This window comes from Streptomyces sp. NPDC012474 (assembly GCF_042955185.1).
GTDB lineage: Bacteria > Actinomycetota > Actinomycetes > Streptomycetales > Streptomycetaceae > Streptomyces > Streptomyces cahuitamycinicus.
Genome location: NZ_JBIBEP010000017.1, coordinates 40,340 through 58,614, shown reverse-complemented (window position 1 = coordinate 58,614; position 18,275 = coordinate 40,340). Strand labels below are relative to the sequence as shown.

Annotated in this window: 14 protein-coding genes; 9 read left to right on the top strand and 5 right to left on the bottom strand. The window is 72.4% G+C overall.

Annotation, left to right across the window (positions count from 1 at the left end; genetic code table 11):
• Positions 1 to 39: 39 nt before the first annotated feature.
• From pelF to ACFY9S_RS30445, 7 genes are all read left to right on the top strand, one after another.
• On the top strand, positions 40 to 1,560 hold the full coding sequence (gene pelF / locus ACFY9S_RS30475; protein ID WP_391134525.1) for a GT4 family glycosyltransferase PelF: 1,521 nt from the start codon (positions 40 to 42) through the stop codon (positions 1,558 to 1,560).
• Positions 1,557 to 2,975: a hypothetical protein gene (locus tag ACFY9S_RS30470; RefSeq protein ID WP_391134522.1), complete on the top strand. Its 1,419-nt coding sequence runs from the start codon at positions 1,557 to 1,559 to the stop codon at positions 2,973 to 2,975. The genes pelF and ACFY9S_RS30470 overlap by 4 nt, the downstream gene beginning before the upstream one ends.
• Before the next feature lie 52 nt (positions 2,976 to 3,027).
• Positions 3,028 to 4,029 (top strand): GDP-mannose 4,6-dehydratase, encoded by a 1,002-nt coding sequence (locus ACFY9S_RS30465; protein WP_391134519.1) that lies wholly within the window; start codon positions 3,028 to 3,030, stop codon positions 4,027 to 4,029.
• Between the two features lie 68 nt (positions 4,030 to 4,097).
• Entirely contained in the window at positions 4,098 to 4,811 is a 714-nt protein-coding gene (locus ACFY9S_RS30460; RefSeq protein WP_102908350.1) for a sugar phosphate nucleotidyltransferase, read from the top strand.
• 7 nt (positions 4,812 to 4,818) lie between these two features.
• A complete protein-coding gene (locus ACFY9S_RS30455) occupies positions 4,819 to 5,721 on the top strand; it encodes an NAD-dependent epimerase/dehydratase family protein (protein WP_391134516.1) in 903 nt (300 codons plus the stop codon).
• Positions 5,718 to 6,380, top strand: coding sequence for a spherulation-specific family 4 protein (locus ACFY9S_RS30450; protein WP_391134513.1), 663 nt, complete (start codon positions 5,718 to 5,720; stop codon positions 6,378 to 6,380). Before ACFY9S_RS30455 ends, ACFY9S_RS30450 begins: the two co-directional genes overlap by 4 nt.
• Positions 6,377 to 7,198 carry an endo alpha-1,4 polygalactosaminidase gene (locus ACFY9S_RS30445; protein WP_391134510.1) on the top strand — a complete coding sequence of 274 codons (822 nt, stop codon included), beginning with the start codon at positions 6,377 to 6,379 and terminating at the stop codon, positions 7,196 to 7,198. Before ACFY9S_RS30450 ends, ACFY9S_RS30445 begins: the two co-directional genes overlap by 4 nt.
• Positions 7,199 to 7,286: 88 nt before the next feature.
• Here ACFY9S_RS30445 and ACFY9S_RS30440 read toward each other — a convergent pair whose 3' ends face one another.
• Entirely contained in the window at positions 7,287 to 7,565 is a 279-nt protein-coding gene (locus tag ACFY9S_RS30440; protein WP_391134507.1) for a GlsB/YeaQ/YmgE family stress response membrane protein, read from the bottom strand.
• Between the two features lie 179 nt (positions 7,566 to 7,744).
• On the opposite strand from ACFY9S_RS30440, the gene ACFY9S_RS30435 reads away from it, so the two are divergent.
• Positions 7,745 to 8,659, top strand: a complete 915-nt coding sequence (locus tag ACFY9S_RS30435) for an NAD-dependent protein deacetylase (RefSeq protein WP_391134504.1) — start codon at positions 7,745 to 7,747, stop codon at positions 8,657 to 8,659.
• On the opposite strand, the gene ACFY9S_RS30430 is transcribed toward ACFY9S_RS30435, so the two are convergent.
• Positions 8,622 to 10,601 carry a glycosyltransferase gene (locus tag ACFY9S_RS30430; protein ID WP_391134501.1) on the bottom strand — a complete coding sequence of 660 codons (1,980 nt, stop codon included), beginning with the start codon at positions 10,599 to 10,601 and terminating at the stop codon, positions 8,622 to 8,624. The genes ACFY9S_RS30435 and ACFY9S_RS30430 overlap by 38 nt on opposite strands.
• A gap of 775 nt (positions 10,602 to 11,376) precedes the next feature.
• Between ACFY9S_RS30430 and ACFY9S_RS30425 the strand changes: the two genes are divergently transcribed.
• Positions 11,377 to 12,564, top strand: a complete 1,188-nt coding sequence (locus tag ACFY9S_RS30425; RefSeq protein ID WP_391134498.1) for a type III polyketide synthase — start codon at positions 11,377 to 11,379, stop codon at positions 12,562 to 12,564.
• Positions 12,565 to 12,591: 27 nt separating this feature from the next.
• Here ACFY9S_RS30425 and ACFY9S_RS30420 read toward each other — a convergent pair whose 3' ends face one another.
• The 3 genes from ACFY9S_RS30420 to ACFY9S_RS30410 all read right to left on the bottom strand — a co-directional run bounded on the left by ACFY9S_RS30420 (position 12,592) and on the right by ACFY9S_RS30410 (position 18,163).
• A complete protein-coding gene (locus ACFY9S_RS30420; protein ID WP_391134495.1) occupies positions 12,592 to 14,742 on the bottom strand; it encodes a SpoIIE family protein phosphatase in 2,151 nt (716 codons plus the stop codon).
• Positions 14,743 to 14,906: 164 nt separating this feature from the next.
• Positions 14,907 to 16,988, bottom strand: a complete 2,082-nt coding sequence (locus ACFY9S_RS30415; protein WP_391134492.1) for a SpoIIE family protein phosphatase — start codon at positions 16,986 to 16,988, stop codon at positions 14,907 to 14,909.
• A gap of 779 nt (positions 16,989 to 17,767) precedes the next feature.
• Positions 17,768 to 18,163, bottom strand: coding sequence for a GNAT family N-acetyltransferase (locus ACFY9S_RS30410; protein ID WP_391134489.1), 396 nt, complete (start codon positions 18,161 to 18,163; stop codon positions 17,768 to 17,770).
• Positions 18,164 to 18,275 lie beyond the last annotated feature (112 nt).

The following is an 18,275-nucleotide window of genomic DNA, read 5'->3' as shown; positions in this document are numbered from 1 at the left end:
GGCCCGAACCACCCCACTCCTCGGCCGTGGAGCACATCGATGCCCGTTCCCCAGGGCGCGCGACACACCGGAACAACGCGCGTCACCCTGCTCACCGAAGGCACCTACCCGCACAGCCACGGCGGCGTCAGCGTCTGGTGCGACCAGCTCGTCCAGGGCATGCCCGACCTCGCCTTCGACGTCATCGCCGTCACCGGAACCGGACATGAGCCGGCCGTCTGGGACCTGCCCGCGCACGTCTCGAGCGTGCTGTCCGTCCCGATGTGGGGCGCCCCGCCCGCGGGCCGCCCGCCCCGCGGCCGGGCCCGCAACCAACTCGCCGCCGCCTACGAACGGTTCCTGACCGCGCTGCTCGACCCGCGTGCCGAGGACGGCTTCGCGCCCGCCCTGCACGCGCTGGCACGCGCCGCGTCGGACGGGACGCTGAGCCCGTTCCTGCGCGGAGACCGGGCGATCGGCATCCTCACCGCGCTGTGGAACCGCCCCGGGCTCGCCGTCCGCGAGGCCCGACCGACCCTGCACGACGCGCTCACCGCGACCGCCCTGCTGGAGCACGCACTGCGCCCGCTGGCGGCCCCGGCACCCGAGAGCGGGGTCGCGCACGCGGTCAGCGGCGGGGTCGCCGTCCTGCCGGGCCTCGCCGCCCTCGAACGTCACGGCGTACCGCTGCTGTTGACCGAGCACGGGGTGTACCTGCGCGAGCGCTACCTCGGCTATCGCACCGCTCCCTACCGCTGGCCGGTGAAGGCCGTGATCCTCGGCTTCTTCCGGCTGCTCGCGCAGGAGAGCTACCGCAGGGCCGCCCTGATCACACCGGGCAACCGGTACAACCGGCTGTGGGAGGAGGAGGGCGGCGCCGACCCGGCGTCGATCCGCACGGTCTACAACGGCGTCGACCCCGCCGCGTTCCCGGCGGCCGGACCAGAACCGGACGCCCCGACCCTCAGCTGGGCGGGCCGCGTCGACCCCATCAAGGATCTGGAGACCCTCATCCGGGCCTTCGTCCTGGTACGCGCCCGGCTCCCGCAGGCGCGGCTGCGGTTGTTCGGCGGGACACCCCGGGGCGGAGAGGCCTACCGGGAACGCTGCGAGGCCCTGGCCGCCGAGCTCGGGCACGCCGACGCCGTCACCTTCGAAGGGCGCGTCGACGACATCAAGGACGCGTACGCCGCCGGGAACGTCGTGATGCTCTCCAGCATCAGCGAAGGCTTTCCCTTCACCCTGATCGAGGCCATGTCGTGCGGACGGGCGACCGTCTCCACCGACGTGGGCGGGGTACGCGAGGCCGTCGGAGACACCGGGCTCGTGGTGCCTCCGCGCGATCCGGAGGCGATGGCCACGGCCGCGCTGGAGCTGCTGGGCGATCCCGGACGGCGCAGGGCCCTGGGTGAGGCGGCCCGGCTGCGGGTCATCGAGCAGTTCACCCTCCGGCAGACCGTTGACACCTTTCGATCCGTCTACCTGGAACTGGCCCATCCGAGATCGGAGTTGCCGGTCATGTCCACGAGGGCCAGGACGCCCGCCCCGGCCGTCCGCGGCACCGGGAGCCTCGCCCTGTGAGCGGGCCGATGTCCCTCGAACCCGGCGGTGCCGAGCAGGACACGCTGGCCATCCGGCTGGCCGATGCCCGCCCGCCGCGCCGCCGGCCACGCTGGGCCCTCGACGACGCCACCCTCGCCATCCGGCTGCCCCGGCGCGGTCCCGACGAGGAGGCGGTCAGTGAACTCGCCGCCGAACTCGCCGACCGCATAGGTCCCGCCGTCCATCCGTACGAGGTGGCCGCGCTGCTGGAGGCGGAGGGCCTGTCCGCCTCCCTGATCAATGAACGGTACGGTCACCCGAACCTCTTCTCCCTCGCCTCCGCGCTGTACGAGCGTGTGCCGCGCACCTTCCCCGAACCCGCTCCGGCGGCCGACCCGTGGCGCCCCGACACCGTCCGCTGTCTGCTGCGGGGCATGCTGTTCGCCCTGCCCGGTCTGGCCTACCTGCTGACCGCGCCCGTGTGGAACGCCGGCGGGTACGCCCCCGCCCTCATCGTCGCCGGACTCGCCTCCTGGGCGTGGGGGCAGGCACTCGGCCACCGTGCGCACCTGCGGCTGGCGACCGGACGCCGGGAGGCGGGCCGTACCCTCCTGGCCGGCGCGCCCGTCGGGGCCGTGGTGGCCACGACGGCCGCCGCGGTGCCCGCCGGCGGCGGCCCGGTGACCCTGGTCGCGGCAGCACAGTCCGCGTACCTGGCGGCGGCCGGAGTCCTGCTGGTGCTGGGCCGGGAGCGGCTGCTGCTGGCCGCGCTGAGCCCGCTGTGCGCGGGTGCCGCCGTCCTGCCGTGGTGGGAGCCCGGCCCCGTGCTCCGGGCCGGGCTGCCCCTGCTGGCGCTGCTCGCCACGCTCACCGTCACCGGCTGGGTCCTTCGGGATGCCCTCACCGCCCCGGCCGTCACCGGCGCGACCCGGCCCCGTCTGCTGTGGTCCCTGCCGTACGGCCTGTTCGGGCTTGCCGCGGGCGTGCTGGTGCTGCTGGAGGGGAGGGAGGAGCCGTACGCGGTGATCGTGCTGACGCTGAGCATGGGGCCGGCGGAATGGCTGCTGTACCGCTACCGCGGACTGTCGGTCTCCGCGCTGCGCGCCACCGTCACGCCCGCGGGGTTCCTGCTGCGCTCGGCCGGCATCCTCGGCCTCTGTCTGCTCGCCTATCTCGCCCCACTGCTGCCCGCGGCCCTGCTCGCCGGCGCCGACCCCTTCACCCTGCTGCTGCTCGCGGCCGCTCTGTGGACCGCGCTGCTGCTCCAGGCGTTCGGGGCGGCCTGGTCGTCGGCCGGGATCTGTCTGACGGCAGCAGGCGGGGCCGGAGCGGTCGTCCTCTTCCAGCTGCCACCGGGCGCCGCCCTGGCCCTGCCGCTCGGCTGCGGCGCCGCCGCCCTGTGTCTGACGGCGTGCGCGCTGTGGCTGCTCGGCCGGCCCGCCCCGCACGTCTGAGCCCCGCGCCCCACCCCCGCTCAGCTCCCACCCATCCGAAGGGACACCGCAGTTGACCTCCACACCGCTCGCAGCCGTCACCGGAGCCGAGGGCTTCATCGGCTCACACCTCACCGAGGCGCTGGTCGCCTCCGGCCACCGGGTCAGGGCCATGGCCCAGTACAACTCCTTCTCCTCATACGGCTGGCTGGAGACCCTGCACCCGGACGTCCTTGACCAGGTGGAGATCGTCCTCGGCGACGTCCGGGACCCCGGCTCCGTCCGCGGTCTCCTCGAAGGCGCCGACGCGGCCTACCACTTGGCGGCCCTCATCGCGATCCCGTACTCCTACCGGGCCCCGCACAGCTACGTGGAAACCAACGTCACCGGCACCCTCAACGTGCTGGAAGCCGTGCGCGCCCTCGGCACGCCCCGGCTGGTGCACACCTCCACCAGCGAGACGTACGGCACCGCGCAGACCGTGCCCATCACCGAGGACCACCCCATCAACACCCAGTCCCCGTACGCCGCTTCGAAGGCGGGCGGGGACCGGCTTGCCGACAGCTACCACGCCAGTTTCGACACCCCGGTCGTCACCCTGCGGCCCTTCAACACCTTTGGGCCGCGCCAGTCGATGCGGGCGGTCATCCCCACCGTCATCGGGCAGGTCGCGGCCGGGGAGCGCACGATCACCCTCGGCGACCTGCGTCCCACCCGGGACTTCACCTTCGTCAAGGACACCGCACAGGCCTTCCTCGCCGTCGGTGCCGCGCCCGCCGAGCGGGTCGTGGGCCGCACCTTCAACGCCGGCACCGGCGGGGAGATCTCGGTCGGCGACCTGGTCGCGCTGATCGGCAAGGTGATGGACACCGCGCTCGACGTGCGTGAGGACACCGCCCGCATCCGTCCGGCCAACTCCGAGGTGATGCGCCTGGTCGCGGACGCGAGCCGGCTCGGCGAGGCCACCGGCTGGCAGCCCGCCCACACCCTGGAGGAAGGTCTCGCGCACACCGTGGAGTTCTTCCGCGACCCGGCCAACCTCGCCCGCTACAAGACCGGCATCTACAACATCTGACACCTCACAGCGGTTCTCGTCCGTCACGTCTGCGCACGTCCACGAAGCGTTCACGAAGGAGGAGCCCCATGCACGCAGTGATCCTGGCGGGAGGCAAGGGCGTCCGGCTGCGGCCGTACACCACCGCGCTGCCCAAGCCGCTCGTGCCCATCGGCGACCAGCACGCCATCCTGGAGATCGTGCTGCGCCAGCTGTCCACGGCCGGCTTCACCACCTGCACCATCGCCATCGGGCACCTCGGCGAGATCATCCGCGCCTACGTCGGCGACGGCTCCCAGTGGGGCCTGGCCGTCGACTACGCCACCGAGGAGAACCCGCTGGGCACCATGGGACCGCTGCTCACCCTGCGCGATCGTCTGCCCGAGACCTTCCTGGTGATGAACGGCGATGTCCTCACCGACCTCGACTACGCCGACGTCCTGCGCCGGCACCGCGAGTCCGGGGCTCCGCTGACCATCGCTACGTACGCCCGCAAGGTGCACATCGACTTCGGGGTGCTGACCACCGACTCCAGCAGAGTCGTGGCGTTCACCGAGAAGCCGAGCATGGACTACCGCGTTTCCATGGGTGTCTACGGCCTGTCCCGCGCCACGCTGGAGGGCTACACGCCCGGACTGCCCCTGGGCTTCGACGAGTTGGTGCTCGACCTGCTGAAGGCGCGGAACCAGCCGCACGCCTACGACTTCGACGGGTACTGGCTGGACATCGGCCGCCCGGACGACTACGACCGGGCCAACGCGGAGTTCACCAGCCGCAAGTCGCTGCTGCTCAAGGGAGCCTGAGCTCGTCATGCGCATTCTCGTCCTGGGTTTCACCGGCTATCTCGGCGCTCACGTCGTCGAGCGGCTGCGCGCCCTGCCGGGCGCGCTGGTCCTCGGCGGCGGCCGGTCTCCGGCCGCCGACGTCGACGTCGATCTCGCCCGCGTCAGCCCGGAGCAGCTGGCGAAGACCCTGGCGGCCGCCGCGCCCGACATCGTGGTCAACTGCGCGGGCGCGACCGGCGGTGACGCCGTCACCCTCACCGAGGTCAACGCCCGCGGTCCCGCGGTGCTGTGCGCCGCGCTGCGCGAGGCGGCCCCGGCCGCCCGCCTGGTGCACCTGGGCTCGGCCGCCGAGTACGGCCCCGGCGCACCGGGCACCCCGGTGTCGGAGTCGGCGGCCACCCGCCCGGTCGGCCCCTACGGTGCGACCAAGCTCGCGGGCACGGTCGCGGTGACCGCCTCCGGCCTGGACGCGGTGGTGCTGCGGGTGGGCAATCCGGTGGGGCCGGGGGCGCCGTCCTCCGAACTGCCCGGCCGGATCGCCGCACTGCTGCGCGAGGCGGGCCCCGGCCCGGACCCGGTGCTACGGCTCGGTGACCTGTCCGCCCACCGCGACTTCGTCGACGTGCGCGACGTGGCACGGGCGGCGGCACTCGCGGCCACGGCCGCGGGCCCGCTGCCGCCCGTCCTCAACATCGGCGGAGGCCGGGCGGTTCCGGTGCGTGCCCTGGTGCGGGGCCTGGCCGGTCTGGCCGGCTTCGATGGCCGGATCGAGGAATCCACGTCGAGCACCGCCGGCTCCGCCCGTTCCGCGCAGGTGTCGTGGCAGTGTTCCGACATCACCACCGCCGAGCGGGCCCTGGGCTGGCGTCCGGTCCACACGCTCGACGACGCGCTGGCCGCGCTGTGGGAAGGCGGCCGCGCCCCGTGAACCTGCTGATTCCGCTGTACGTCCATCCGGCCGAGGATCCGGGTGCCTGGCACCGGCTGATCACCGCCGCGGACCGCACCTACGGGGTCGTCCTCAACCCGGCGAGCGGTCCGGGCGAGGTCCCCGACCCGGCGTTCACCGCCGCGGCCGGTGCGCTGCGGGCCGCGGGGGCGCGGTTGCTGGGCTACGTCGACACCGACTACGGGGTGCGCGACCCCGCGGACATCGCCGAGGACGTGCGCCGGCACCGGGCGTGGTACGCGGCGGACGGCTGCTTCCTGGACCGGGTGACGGCGACCGCGGACGGGCTGCCGGCCTGCCGCCGCCTGGTACGGGCGGTACGCCGGCTGGGTGCGGGGACGGTCGTCCTGAACCCCGGGGTCCATCCGGCCCCGGGGTACGCCCGCCTCGCCGACCTGACCGTCACCTTCGAGGGCCACTGGTCGACGTACGTCTCCGCATTCAGCCGGCCGGCATGGACCGCGCGGCACCCGCCCGAACGGCTGTGCCACCTCGTCTACGGTGTGCCCGGGGCCCTCGTTCCCCTCGCCGTGCGCACCGCGCACGAGCGCGGAGCGGCGGTCAGCGGTCCGGTGACGGGCGAACCTCCCAACCCGTGGGCCCAGTTGACGCCCGCCCTCACCGGGGCGGAGCGATGAGTCGGCGGGTTCCGGTCTGCGCGGCCCTGCTCACCGCCCTGACCGCCGCCGCACTGACGGGCTGCTCCGGCGGCGACGAGCGATCCGCCGGCCCGCCGGGTACGACGGCACCTTCCCGGGCCGTGTGGAAGCCACGTCCGGGCCTCGCCTGGCAGTGGCAACTGGACGGCAGGGTCGACGCCTCGGCCGATGTGCCCGTCTACGACATCGACGGATTCGAAAACTCCGCGGCGGACGTGGCCCGGCTGCACCGCGCCGGAAGGAAGGTCATCTGCTATGTCAACGTGGGTGCGTGGGAGGGGTTCCGGCCGGACCGGGACGCCTTCCCGCAGTCGGTGCTCGGCGAGTCCAACGGGTGGGCGGGCGAACGCTGGCTGGACATCCGGCGGCTGACCGTCCTGCGACCGATCATGGAACGCCGCTTCGACATGTGCCGTGACAAGGGCTTCGACGCGGTGGAACCCGATCTGGTGGAGGGCTACGGCAACGACACCGGCTTTCCGCTCACGGCACGCGACCAGCTCAGGTACAACCGTATGATCGCGGCGATCGCCCACGAGCGTGGGCTGTCGGTGGGACTGAAGAACGATCTGGCCCAGATTCCCCAGCTCGTGGACGTCTTCGACTTCGCGGTCAACGAGGAATGTGCCCAGTACGACGAGTGCGGCGAGCTCTCCCCGTTCATCGCGGCGGGCAAGGCGGTGTTCCACGTGGAGTACACGGAGCCACGGAGCGGTTTCTGTGCCGAGTCCCGTCGGCTACGGCTGTCGTCGATGCTGAAACGACCGGGACTCGGGGTATGGCGCCGCCCGTGCTGAGTGGGCTCCGGACACACCTCGACGGCTCCCTCCCTGTGAACAGGGAGGGAGCCGTCGAGGTGTGTCCGGAGTGGCTGCTTTCAGCGGGTCACGCGTGGCGGTGAGAGCGCCTGTTGCCGGTGACGACGCGGTAGAGGGCGAGCAGGATGAGGGACCCGACGATCGCGGCGATCCACGTGGAGAGCTCGAAGAACCCGTCGATGGAGTCCACCCCGAAGATCACCTTGCCGAGCCAGCCGCCGAGCAGACTACCGACGATGCCGATGAGCATGGTGATGATGATGCCGCCGGGGTCCTTCCCCGGCATCAAGGCCTTGGCGATCGCGCCGGCGAGCAGCCCGATGATGATCCAAGCAATGATGCCCATGGTCCGTCTCCGCTTCGTCGAATAAGGATCGTGTTAAGTCATCGGGTACGCCGATCCCGCCCGGCCAAACGTCCCGTCCTGATATCGGCTCAGACACGGCCGAGGGCGGCGGCCTCCCGTCGGCCCTCGGCGATGGCGTGCGGTCTCCTCACGAGGCCGTCCTTTCGTACCCTGGCGGCATGCGCATGCGTCCCACCCTGAGCTGGGCCCCTGCCGAGGACCTGCCGCCGGCCACATCGGATCCGGAGCCGGTCGCCGATGCGCTGAGCACCGGCGGAGTGCTGGTGCTCAGCGGCGCGGGTATCTCCACGGAGTCGGGCATCCCCGACTACCGGGGCGAGGGCGGAAGCCTCAGCCGGCACACCCCGATGACCTACCAGGACTTCACCGCGAGTGCCCGGGCCCGGCGCCGGTACTGGGCGCGCAGTCACCTCGGCTGGCGCACCTTCGGCCGAGCCCGTCCCAACGCCGGGCACGTGGCCGTCGCGGCCTTCGGTCGGCATGGCCTGCTCTCGGGCGTCATCACCCAGAACGTGGACGGCCTGCACCAGGCCGCCGGCAGCGACGACGTCGTGGAACTCCACGGAACCCTGGCCCGGGTCGTCTGCCTTTCCTGCGGCGCCTTCAGTCCGCGCCGCGAAATCGCCCGGCGTCTCGAGGAGGCCAATCCGGGGTTCGCGCCCATGGCCGCCGGAATCAACCCGGACGGTGACGCCGACCTCACGGACGACCAGGTCGCAGGCTTCCGCGTGGTGTCCTGCGCGATCTGCGGCGGCACCCTCAAACCGGACGTCGTGTTCTTCGGCGAACCGGTTCCGCCGCAGCGCGTCGAACACTGCCGCGAGCTGGTCCGTGGGGCGGCCTCGCTGCTGGTCCTGGGCTCCTCGTTGACGGTGATGTCCGGGCTCCGCTTCGTCCGCCAGGCGGCCCGGGCCGGGAAGCCGGTGCTGATCGTCAACCGGGATCAGACCCGGGGCGACCAGTACGCCCTCACGCGGGTGTCTCTCCCGCTGGGCACGGCCCTCGGCGCCGTCGCGCATCGGCTGGACATTCCGGTCAGCCGAGTCGTCGACGGAGGGCCGCAACCGGTCTGACCGGCGCGACGCGCAGCACCAGGGGCCGCTTCGGACTGCCGGCGAGCGGCTTGGCGTAGTAGGGGCGGCCGAGCCGGGCGGCGCGATACCAGCGAGTGCCGGACCTTCCCTTCGGGCTCGGGACGGGAAGGGGGCTCGTCGGGTCGTCCGTGCGGAGGGTCAGCGTCCAGCGTCCTGGGCGCAGGTTCCTGACCGGCATGCGGGCGGTGAAGGTGTGGCTGCCGTGCGGTGTGTACAGCACGGGCACCTCGCGGACCGAGCCCCCGTCCTCTTCGGCACGCAGGGCGACGGGTTCGGGGTGGTGTGCGGCTTCCTCGGTCAGCCGTCCGCTGACGACGAGGGTGGCGGGTGCGAAGAGGTCCCAGGCGATTCCGGTCACGAGGCACGCCGGCTCGGGCTCGCTCTGCCGGATGTCCAGGGAGAAGTCGCCGTGGGGAGTGAGGAAGGGGCGTGCGGTGGTGGGCCCGTGCCCGCTCCAGGAACCGGTGGCCAACTCCCGCTCGGGTGGAGCGGCCCTCCGGCCGTCCGCGTCCGTCCGGGGCTGCCGGAGCCTGACGGTCCGGCAGACTCCCTCAGCGCGTACATCCAGGTAGAGGTCCCACAGGCCGCCGCCGAGCGGGGCGCCCGCGTCCACGGTGCTCAGGTCGACGTCGACGGTGAAGCCGGCTGCCGCGTCGTCGCCGTGCCGCGGGGCGGTGCCGACGGTCGCGGGTACACGGATGTCGGGGTGGCGGAAGCCGCTCGGGCGCAGGATCAGTCGGGTGCCGGGCTGGAGGGGGCCCAGGGACTCGATGCGGGCGTGGCCTCCGAGTCGGAGCACGTCGCCGTCGCCCGTCCATGCCGCTTCGGCCAGTTCGTGGTGGACCGGGAGGCGGTCCGTGGTGTCGAAGCAGATGTCCGGGACCGCCTTCGCCGGGTCGCGGAAGAAGGGGTGGGACCAGTAGACGCGGCCCTTGTCCACGATGCGGCCGCGCTCGGCGTCCGCCTTGGCGTTCCGGGCCACGGTCATGAGGTCCTCGAACCGGTCCGCGCGCAGGAGGTGGACGATCAGCCGGTCCGGCGGGGCGATCATCTGGAAGACACCGTCGGTCACGTAGGTCCGTGCCCATTCCCGGAACTGCGGGTAGAAGCGTTCCCGTGCCTGCTGCTCGCTCTCCCGGGGCAGCAGCGCACGCAGGGGCCCGCACAGCTCCCACTCCACGTGACGGCGCATGATCCGGTCCTGGCGCGGCCCGGGGTCCAGATAGCGGGCGACAGTTTCGAAGCACAGGCGGGTGCCGTCCATGCGGTGGACGAGGTCGGCGGCGGTGAGGGTGAGGTTGTTGCCGTTCCGGCGGTTGCGGGAGTAGTAGCAGTCGTAGTCGGCGACCACGGAGATGCCGTCGGCGTTGAGGTAGGCGGCGGCGGTGAACGGCTTGTCCTCGCAGTTGCGACAGGGCGGAAACCTCAGCTCCAGCCGTTCGATCAGCGAGCGCCGGAACAGCTTCCAGCAGCCCAGGGTGCGGTAGGCGTGGGAGGAGAAGACGTCCGTCCGGGGCTGGTTGTGCGAGAAGACGGCCGTCGGCACGGCACGCCCGCCGACCGACACCATCTTGCCGAGGACCACGTCGGTGCGGTTCTCGTCCGCCATCGCCACCATGCGGCGCAGGGCGTCGGGGCCGAGGTAGTCGTCGGAGTCGAGGAAGAAGACGTAGTCACCGGCGGCCATGTCCAGCCCGGTGTTGCGGGGGACACCGGCCCCTCCGCTGTTGGGCCGGTGGACGACGCGCAGGCCGGCGCAGGTCCGCGCGAGGCGGTCCAGCTCGCTTCCGGTGCCGTCGGTGGAGCCGTCGTCGACCGCGATGATCTCGATCTTGTCCGGCCCGAGCGTCTGCTCCATGACGGACGTGACGCACTTCGTCAGTTCCGGCATCGCGTTGTACGCGGGGATGATCACGCTCACGCGGGGAGGGTTCGTGCGGGGCATGAGGGCTCCCGGGCCGTGGGGTGTTCGGAGGTGAGAGAGGCAGTCCGGTTTCGGGCGAGGCCGGGCAGGCTGCTGTGGGAGACGCTGCCGAGGGCCCGGAGCGACAGGCGGCTTCATGAGCTTCCGGCGCGGACCGCTCCCGCCGCCCCGGGTGAGGCGTCCTCCTACGCCGACGGAGTGCGGGAACCACCCGTTCGGGCGCGTGGGCCGACGTGCGCGGCTGCGGCATGGACCGCAGCCGGAACCGGTCGTCGAGGCGTTCCGGGATCTCCTCGCCCGTCGTCGCGCTCAGGCGTACCGCTGCGAGTTCGATGGCGAGCGGAATGCCGTCGCGCCGCTGGCAGGCTCCCGGTCCCGCACCCGCCGCGACTGCGTCTGCGATGCCGCGCGCGGATTCCGCGGGGACGGTGGCTCCGCCGGTGGGCCCGTCCGTGGCGGGCAGGGTGAGCGACGGCACCGTCGGTACGCTCGGCAAGGGCAAGATCCCGGGCTACCGCCTGGTGAACAGCCCCCGCTCCTCCGCCACTTCCGCGCCAACTGGAGCCGGTCCGGACGTGAGCCGTGTCACCCGACCAATGTGCGCCGGAGTTGTCTGCATCACAGCGGAAATGTCCCTTTGACATCCATGCTCTGAACGGACACCGGATCCCGAAATGGAGCTCACCGGCATCCTCTTGGGCGCTACGTTCCAAAGTGACCCATGACACAGCACTCGTGACATTCTCCTGCCCCCTCTGGAAGGTGCCCCATCATGGCCGCTTACCTCTGCCCGCCTGCCGTGATCCACGGCGAGCATGCCGTGAAGACCAGTGAGATCGTGGCGGAGGTGCGTGACCGGCACCCCCACGCGGCGTGGACGCCGCGCATCGACGGCATCGCGGCGAGCACCGGCATCGAGACCCGTGGCTGGATGCTGCCGCTGGAGACCGCCGTCGCGCCCGGCAAGGGCAACGGCCTGCGCGCCGTCGGCATCGAGCCCGCTCAACAGGCACTGACCCGCGACGGGTTCGCCCAGCGGGACGTGGACCGCGTGGTCGCCGCTCTCGAGTCCATACCCGCACCGCAGACCGTCCAGGAGCGCACCGCGCCGGCCTGGGAGGCCGTGCAGGCGTACGGGGAGCGCGCGGCGCGCGGGGCCCTGCAGACAGCCGGGCTGGATGCCGCGGACGTCGACTGCCTGATCACCAGTCACTCCACCACTCCGGCACTGCCGGGTCTGGACATGGCCCTGGCGAACAGGCTGCGGCTCCGCAACGACGTGATGCTGCTGCCCGCCACGCAGTGGGCCTGTATCGCGGGGACGCGTTCACTGGCCCTGGCCGCGGACCTGGTGGCCGCCGACCCCGACCGGGTGGTCCTGGTCGTCATCTCGGAGGCGCTGAGCACGACCTACCAGCCGGCGGACGACACCCTGGAGTCCCTGATCGTCCGGCTGCTGTTCGCCGACACCGCCGTGGCCGCGGTGGTCACCGGCCGCCCGAGGCCCGAGGCGGTGCTGCGCCTGGACGCCGCCTGGCATCACACCCTGCCCGGCACCCAGGACCTGCACCGCCTGGAGACACGGGCGGACGGCGCACACTTCGTGATGGACCGGCGCGGGCCGCGCGCCGTGCAGGAGACGGTCACCGCGATGTGGGAGTGGCTGCGCACCCGCTACCAGGACGACCCCGACGCCTGGCACCCCGACGTGCTGCTCGCGCACCCAGGCGGCACCCGGGTGCTGGAGTACATGGAGCAGACGATGCCCGACACGTGGCCGCCGGGGCTCCTCGACCACAGCCGGGACAGCTACACCAGCGGCAACCGCGGAGGCGCCGCCGTCTTCGACATCCTGCGGCGGGCGCACGACGCGGGGCTGCGGAAGCCCGGCGATCGCGCCGTGCTGTACGCGGCGGCGCCGGGGCTCACCGCCACCGCCCTGGAAGGGCAGTGGCTGTAGGGCGCCTAAGGGGCGGTGCGTGCCGCCTCACCGCGCTACTTCCGCCCAGACCACCTTGCCCGTGTCCGTCCACCGCACTCCCCACCGGGTGGTGAGCCGGTGCACGATGCCCAGGCCACGACCACCGTCGTCGAGCAGGTCGGCACGCCTCAGCCGTGGCCTGCCGTTGCCGGTGTCTCCCACCTCGCACAGCAGGCCGTGTCCGGACCTGATCAGCCGCACCGTGATGGGGCCGGTGGCGTAGCGCACCGCGTTCGTGACCAGCTCGCTGACCAGCAGCGTCACGTTGTGCCGGGTGCCGTCGCCGGCGTGCCACCGCCCCAGCAGCGCGGAGACCTGCTCGCGGGCCCGGGCCGGGGCGTCGTCGCGGGCGGGCAGCCGCCAGGTCGCCGTGTCCTCCTTGCGGTAGCCGATCATGCGCGCGAGCAGCAGTGTCACGTCGTCCCGCTGAGGCGCGGGCGCCAGTGCGGAGACGGCGTGCCGGGCGACCCGCTGCAGGGGGTCCCAGGGATGCACCGTGGCCACCGCGTCCGCCAGCCTGCCCATGCCCTCGTCGATCGAGAGGGCGGGGTCCTCCACCAGGCCGTCGGTGTAGAGGGCGAGCACGGAGCCGGGGAGCACGTCGACGGTGTACACGTCGAACGGCTCGCGTAGTGCGAACTCGGCTCCCAAGCCGGGGTGGGGGCGGATCGCGAGGGGGCCGGCCCGCCCGTCCGGGGAGACCAGGATCGGGGGGAGGTGGCCGGCGCTGGACAGCGTCATCCGGTGGCTGACCGGATCGTAGAGGGCGATGCAGCAGGTCGAGCCGAGGGCGCTGTAGCCGGCCGCCAGCCCGGACTCCGCGTCGTCCAGCACCGTCACCGTCTCGTCCAGGTGCTCCAGCACCTGGTCGGGCGCGAGCCCGGCGGACAGCAGGGCGCGGGCCTCCATACTCAGCTGGCCCATGGTCGCCGCGGCTCCCAGACCGTGCCCCACGACGTCACCGACCACCAGCGCGGTACGCCCGTCGGGCAGCGGGAAGCTGTTCACCCAGTCGCCGCCGACGCCCGCGCTGTCGGGGGTGGCCGGCTGGTAGACGCTGGCGATCTCGATGGTGTCGCCACCGGCCCGGGGCAGGAGCCGGCGCTGCAACGCCAGCACCTGCGTGTGCTCGCGCTGGTGCTGACGGGCGAGGTCGACGTGGTGGGCGGTTCTGGCGACCAGCTCCTGCAGGTCGAACAGCTCGCTGTCGCGGAAGGGGCATTCCGCGCGCCGCCAGACCTCCGCCACGCCCAGTACGACGGGCGGCGCACTGTCGAGGACGAGTGGTATGCACGCCACACCTGCCGACTGGTCACCGGGCACCAGAGCACGCGCCACGTGTGGGCTGCCGAAGACCCGCTCGACCGCCTCACCGCCGGGTATGACGATGGTCTGTGGAGCATCGTCGCGCAGCACCGCCTGCGCCAGCAGGCGACTCGCGTCGCCCGGGAGATCATGGCCCGGAGTCATGTACCCCTCGGGCCACACCCGGTCCGGTACCAGGGCGGCCCGCCGTAGCCGGATGCGCCCGTGCGCCCTGCCGGAGACTCCCTCCCCCGTCCACACGGCGAAATCGAGGTCCACGGCGGCCACGTCTCCCCAGGCCAGCAGGGACTCCGCCAGCGACTGTGCGGTCTCGCCGATGTCCAGCGAGGTGCCGATCGCGGTCTCGGCGGCGTAGAGGTGCAGTCTCCTGGCCATGGCGATCACGGAGACCGTCAGGCCGCCCTCCGGCGCCGCGGAGGGCAGGATGCTCATCGAGACCACCAGCTCCGACCCGTCGCCGCGCCGCAGGCGCTGGATACGGGCGACATGCGCCTCACCACTCTCCACGACCTGCCGCAACCGCCGGGTCACCGTCGGTACGTCCCCGGGGGGCAGGAGATCGACGAACGGAAGCCCGGGCGGCGCGTGCAGACCCGCGAACACGGGGGCTTCCAGGTTGCAGCGGGTGATGACCAGGTCCCGGTCCAGGTTGACCGCGCCGAGGATCTGCTCCTGAGGGCCGTCCGCCGGGTTGTCGGGCACCTGCCTGCGCATGACGCGGTCACCCCGCGGGTCGGCCGTTGCCGCTCCGCCTTGCGGGATGTAGCGCCCAAGGGCGCGGCTGACCAGGTCGAACGCCGAGGAGGACGAGGGCGAGGGTGTGGAGTCCATGCGGCTCTCTCAGCAATCCCCGGCGCGGTGCCGGGGCTTTTGCGAACCCGTGCGGTTGGGGCCCCGAGCTCCCCGACCACACACCTCATTGAATAACACCGCGGGCGGCTTCGCACAGATCGGCGAATCGCGAATACGCCGGCCGTCACGAGCAGAGGCCGTCGTCAGAGCCCGGCAAGGGGCTGTGCATGGGCGATGAGCAGCGCGACGTCGTCGTGGTCGGTGGGACCGCGGAGTTGCCGGAGCAGCCGGTCGCACGTCTCCTCCGCGGAGCGGCAGGGCGGGGACAGCAGGCGCAGGAGGTCGTCCAGGCGCTGGTCGATGGGGTCGTCGCGGGTCTCCACCAGGCCGTCGGTGTACAGGACGAGTTGATCGCCGGGGTTCATGGTCAGGGCCGAGGTCTCGAACGGGCCGCTGCCGACTCCCAGCGGGGTGCCGGTGGGCAGGTCGAGCAGTTCGGGTGGTCTGCCGGAGCGCACCAGGACCGGGGGCAGGTGGCCGGCGCAGGCGACGTGCAGGCGGGCATCGTGCGGGTCGTAGACCGCGTACACGCACGTGGCGATGTAGGGGTCCAGGCCCTGTGTGATCTTGTCGAGGTGAGTGAGGATCCGGCTCGGGGTGAGGTCGAGGTCGGCGAGGGTGGACGTGGCGGTGCGCAGCCGGCCCATGGCGGTGGCGGCCGGGATGCCGCTGCCCATGACGTCGCCCACCGCCAGGGCGGTCCGGTCGCCACCGAGGGGGAGGACGTCGTACCAGTCGCCACCGACCTCGCTGAAGGCCTGCGCCGGCCGGTACCGGGCGGCGATCTCCAGGCCGGGGCGGCGGGGCGAGGGCCGGGGCAGGAGGCTGCGCTGGAGGGTTTCGGCGGCGCTGCGGATGTGCTGGTGCAGGACGGCGTTGTCGATGCTCAGCGCGGCCGACGAGGCCAGTTCGCAGGCGAGGGTGAGATCGTCATCGTCGAAGGGCTGGGGGTTGCGTGCGCGGGCCAGGCTCATCACGCCGATGATCTGTCCGCGCGCGATAAGGGGGACGGCCATGTCGGTGTGGACACCGGCTTCGGCGAGCAGGCCGGCGGTGGCGTCGTCGGCTGCGATGCGGCTGAGCTCGCCGCTGTCGAGGTGGGTGATCAGCAGGGGCTTGCGGGTGCGGAGGCAGTGGGCTGCCGGATGGTCGGCATGGTAGGTGGTGAGGTTGCCGGGCGCGATGATCGCCCCGGCGGCAGCGGTGGGGTAGGCGGTCTTCACCGCCAGGGCGCGGAACACCGGCGGGCCCTCGCCGAGGTCCGGGCGGCCCGTCCGCAGGACGGAGTCGAGGATGTCCACCGCGACCATGTCGGCCAGGTCGGGGACCAGGACGTCCGCCAGTTCCTCGGCGGTCCGCCCGACCTCCAGGGTGGTCCCGATGCGGGACGAGCCGTCGGCCATCAGGCGCAGGCGCTGCTGGGCCCGGTCGGCCTGCCTGGCTGCTTCGTACCGGTCGGTGACGTCCACCACCACGTTGGCGATCCCCAGCACGTGCCCGCTGGGATCCTCCAGGCGGTAGAGCGACACGGCCCAGGCGTGGTCGTGATCCGGGTCGGCGCGGGTACGGCCCACGACCTGCTCGTCCACCAGGGGCAGGCCGGTCTCCAGGACCTCCCGCATCTGGTTCTCCGCGGTCAGGAAGGGCGCGCCGGGCAGGATCTCCCGGAAGTGGCGGCCCATGTGTTCGGCCTCGGGAACGCCGTGCATCGAGGCGAGGGCCCCGTTGACGGCCACGTACCGCAACTCGGTGTCCAGGACGGACAGGCCGATCGGCGCCTGGGTGACCAGCTGGCTGGACAGGGCCACCTTGCGCTCCACCTGCCGCACCGTGCCCCTGTCCGCGGCCAGCCCCAGCGCGTAGTGATCGCCGATGTTGTCCGTCAGCCGCACGTTGCGGAACTCGACCGTCCGAGTGCTTCCGTCCTTGCGCCGGACGGGGAACGACCCCGCCCAGCCTCTTCCCGTCTCCATCACCTCGGCGAACAGTGCCAACCCCGCCTGCCGGTGTTCGGGATGGAGAAGCAGGGCGGCCGCGTACTGCCCGACCGCTTCGCCACCGGTGTAGCCGAACAGCTCCTCGGCCTGGGGGCTCCACATGTCGATCCGGCCGTCGGCCTCCACCAGCACCGCGGCGACGCCCAACAGGTCCATCAGCCCGCTCGGGTCCGAAGCCGACCTGTCCTGATCAGCCGCCCACTCCGGAGGCTGCTTCGCTCGGCTCATCACATTCGCCCCTTAGGCCTGTGGACCTCACCGGCGCACCCGCCCGCCTCAGCAGGCGTCCACGGCGGTCTCCCTGCAGGTCAGCAACCCGTTCACGATGCGGTACGCGACCTGCGAACGGCCAGGGGACGCGCCGGGCGAGCGCCGTACGCAGCCGAACCTCACCGCCCCGGGGCGACCGGTACGAAGATCACGCGTGACCGGCTGGCCGGGTCCTTCCTTATCCTTCCACCCTTCCACACGTCCCGGCTCGGACCGAGGAGATCAGCTTCCGGGCGGCACGGTGACCGGGGCCGGAGGCTCCCGCCGCTGGAGTGCGAGCGGGGGGCAGGCCATGCGCCGGTGTGCTGGCCCTGGCGAGACACGGCACCGGGGCCGTTCCCGCCCAGGACGACCGCGGGGTCGTCGCACTCGTCGCGCCGGCCATGGGAGTACGTGCCTCCACCGCCCTGCGCGTCCATGTGCCGGGCATGCCGACACTGCTGAGCCAGACGGCCATCGCCGAGCTCGTCAACGACGTGCTGAGACGCCCCCGGGCGGCGCTGCGCGGGATGACGGCGAAGCAGCGGCTGGCCAGGACCAGGTGGACGGCCACGGTGGGCGGGATCTTCAGCGGCGGTGTGCTCGGCACGCTGCTGCTGGTGCCGCTGGGCACGGGGCGGGCGCTGCTCGTCATCGCGGCGGCCGTGCTGCTCCTCGCGATGGCGGGCCCGGTCGTACCCCCAAGGGGTGCGGGAACGGGGACCGGGTGGCCCATGAGCCTCGGCGGTCGTGGTGCGTCACAAGGCGATCAGACCGGCTGTCGTCTCCTTGAACCCGCAGGCATCGAAGGAGAAGGGACGCAGGTGCTCCTCGAAGTCGACGTGGAGCCAGGCACAGTTCGCGGCACGGGCTTCGCGAGCCGCGGTGGCGACCAGGGCGGCACCCACACCTTCCGCACGGCGGTGCGGGGCGACCACCGTGTCCAGGACGAAGGCGTGAACTCCGCCGTCCCAGGCGACGTTGACGAAACCGATCAGCGAACCGCCTTCCCGGGCACAGACCCACCCGAGGCCGTGGCGCTCAAGTCGCTCTCGCCAGTCGGTCTCGGCGGACGGATGGCCGAAGCCGTCCGCGTGCAGCGCGTTGAGAGCAGCGTTGTCGAACTCTGCCCGCCACTCGTATGCGATCGTCACGCTCAGATCGTGGTGTTCACACCAGGTCCGGCATCGTGGCCTGGCGCTCCACCGGCCCCGCTCACCGCCGGGGTATGGGGCCGCGGTTCGCGATCCCACCGCCGCGTCGGCA

Coding starts and splice junctions, on each gene's coding strand:
- ACFY9S_RS30420 (WP_391134495.1), bottom strand. CDS start 14,742: ATGGACTCCACACCCTCGCCCTCGTCCTCCTCGGCGTTCGACCTGGTC.
- ACFY9S_RS30415 (WP_391134492.1), bottom strand. CDS start 16,988: ATGAGCCGAGCGAAGCAGCCTCCGGAGTGGGCGGCTGATCAGGACAGG.
- pelF (WP_391134525.1), top strand. CDS start 40: ATGCCCGTTCCCCAGGGCGCGCGACACACCGGAACAACGCGCGTCACC.
- ACFY9S_RS30425 (WP_391134498.1), top strand. CDS start 11,377: ATGGCCGCTTACCTCTGCCCGCCTGCCGTGATCCACGGCGAGCATGCC.
- ACFY9S_RS30455 (WP_391134516.1), top strand. CDS start 4,819: ATGCGCATTCTCGTCCTGGGTTTCACCGGCTATCTCGGCGCTCACGTC.
- ACFY9S_RS30435 (WP_391134504.1), top strand. CDS start 7,745: ATGCGCATGCGTCCCACCCTGAGCTGGGCCCCTGCCGAGGACCTGCCG.
- ACFY9S_RS30460 (WP_102908350.1), top strand. CDS start 4,098: ATGCACGCAGTGATCCTGGCGGGAGGCAAGGGCGTCCGGCTGCGGCCG.
- ACFY9S_RS30445 (WP_391134510.1), top strand. CDS start 6,377: ATGAGTCGGCGGGTTCCGGTCTGCGCGGCCCTGCTCACCGCCCTGACC.
- ACFY9S_RS30440 (WP_391134507.1), bottom strand. CDS start 7,565: ATGGGCATCATTGCTTGGATCATCATCGGGCTGCTCGCCGGCGCGATC.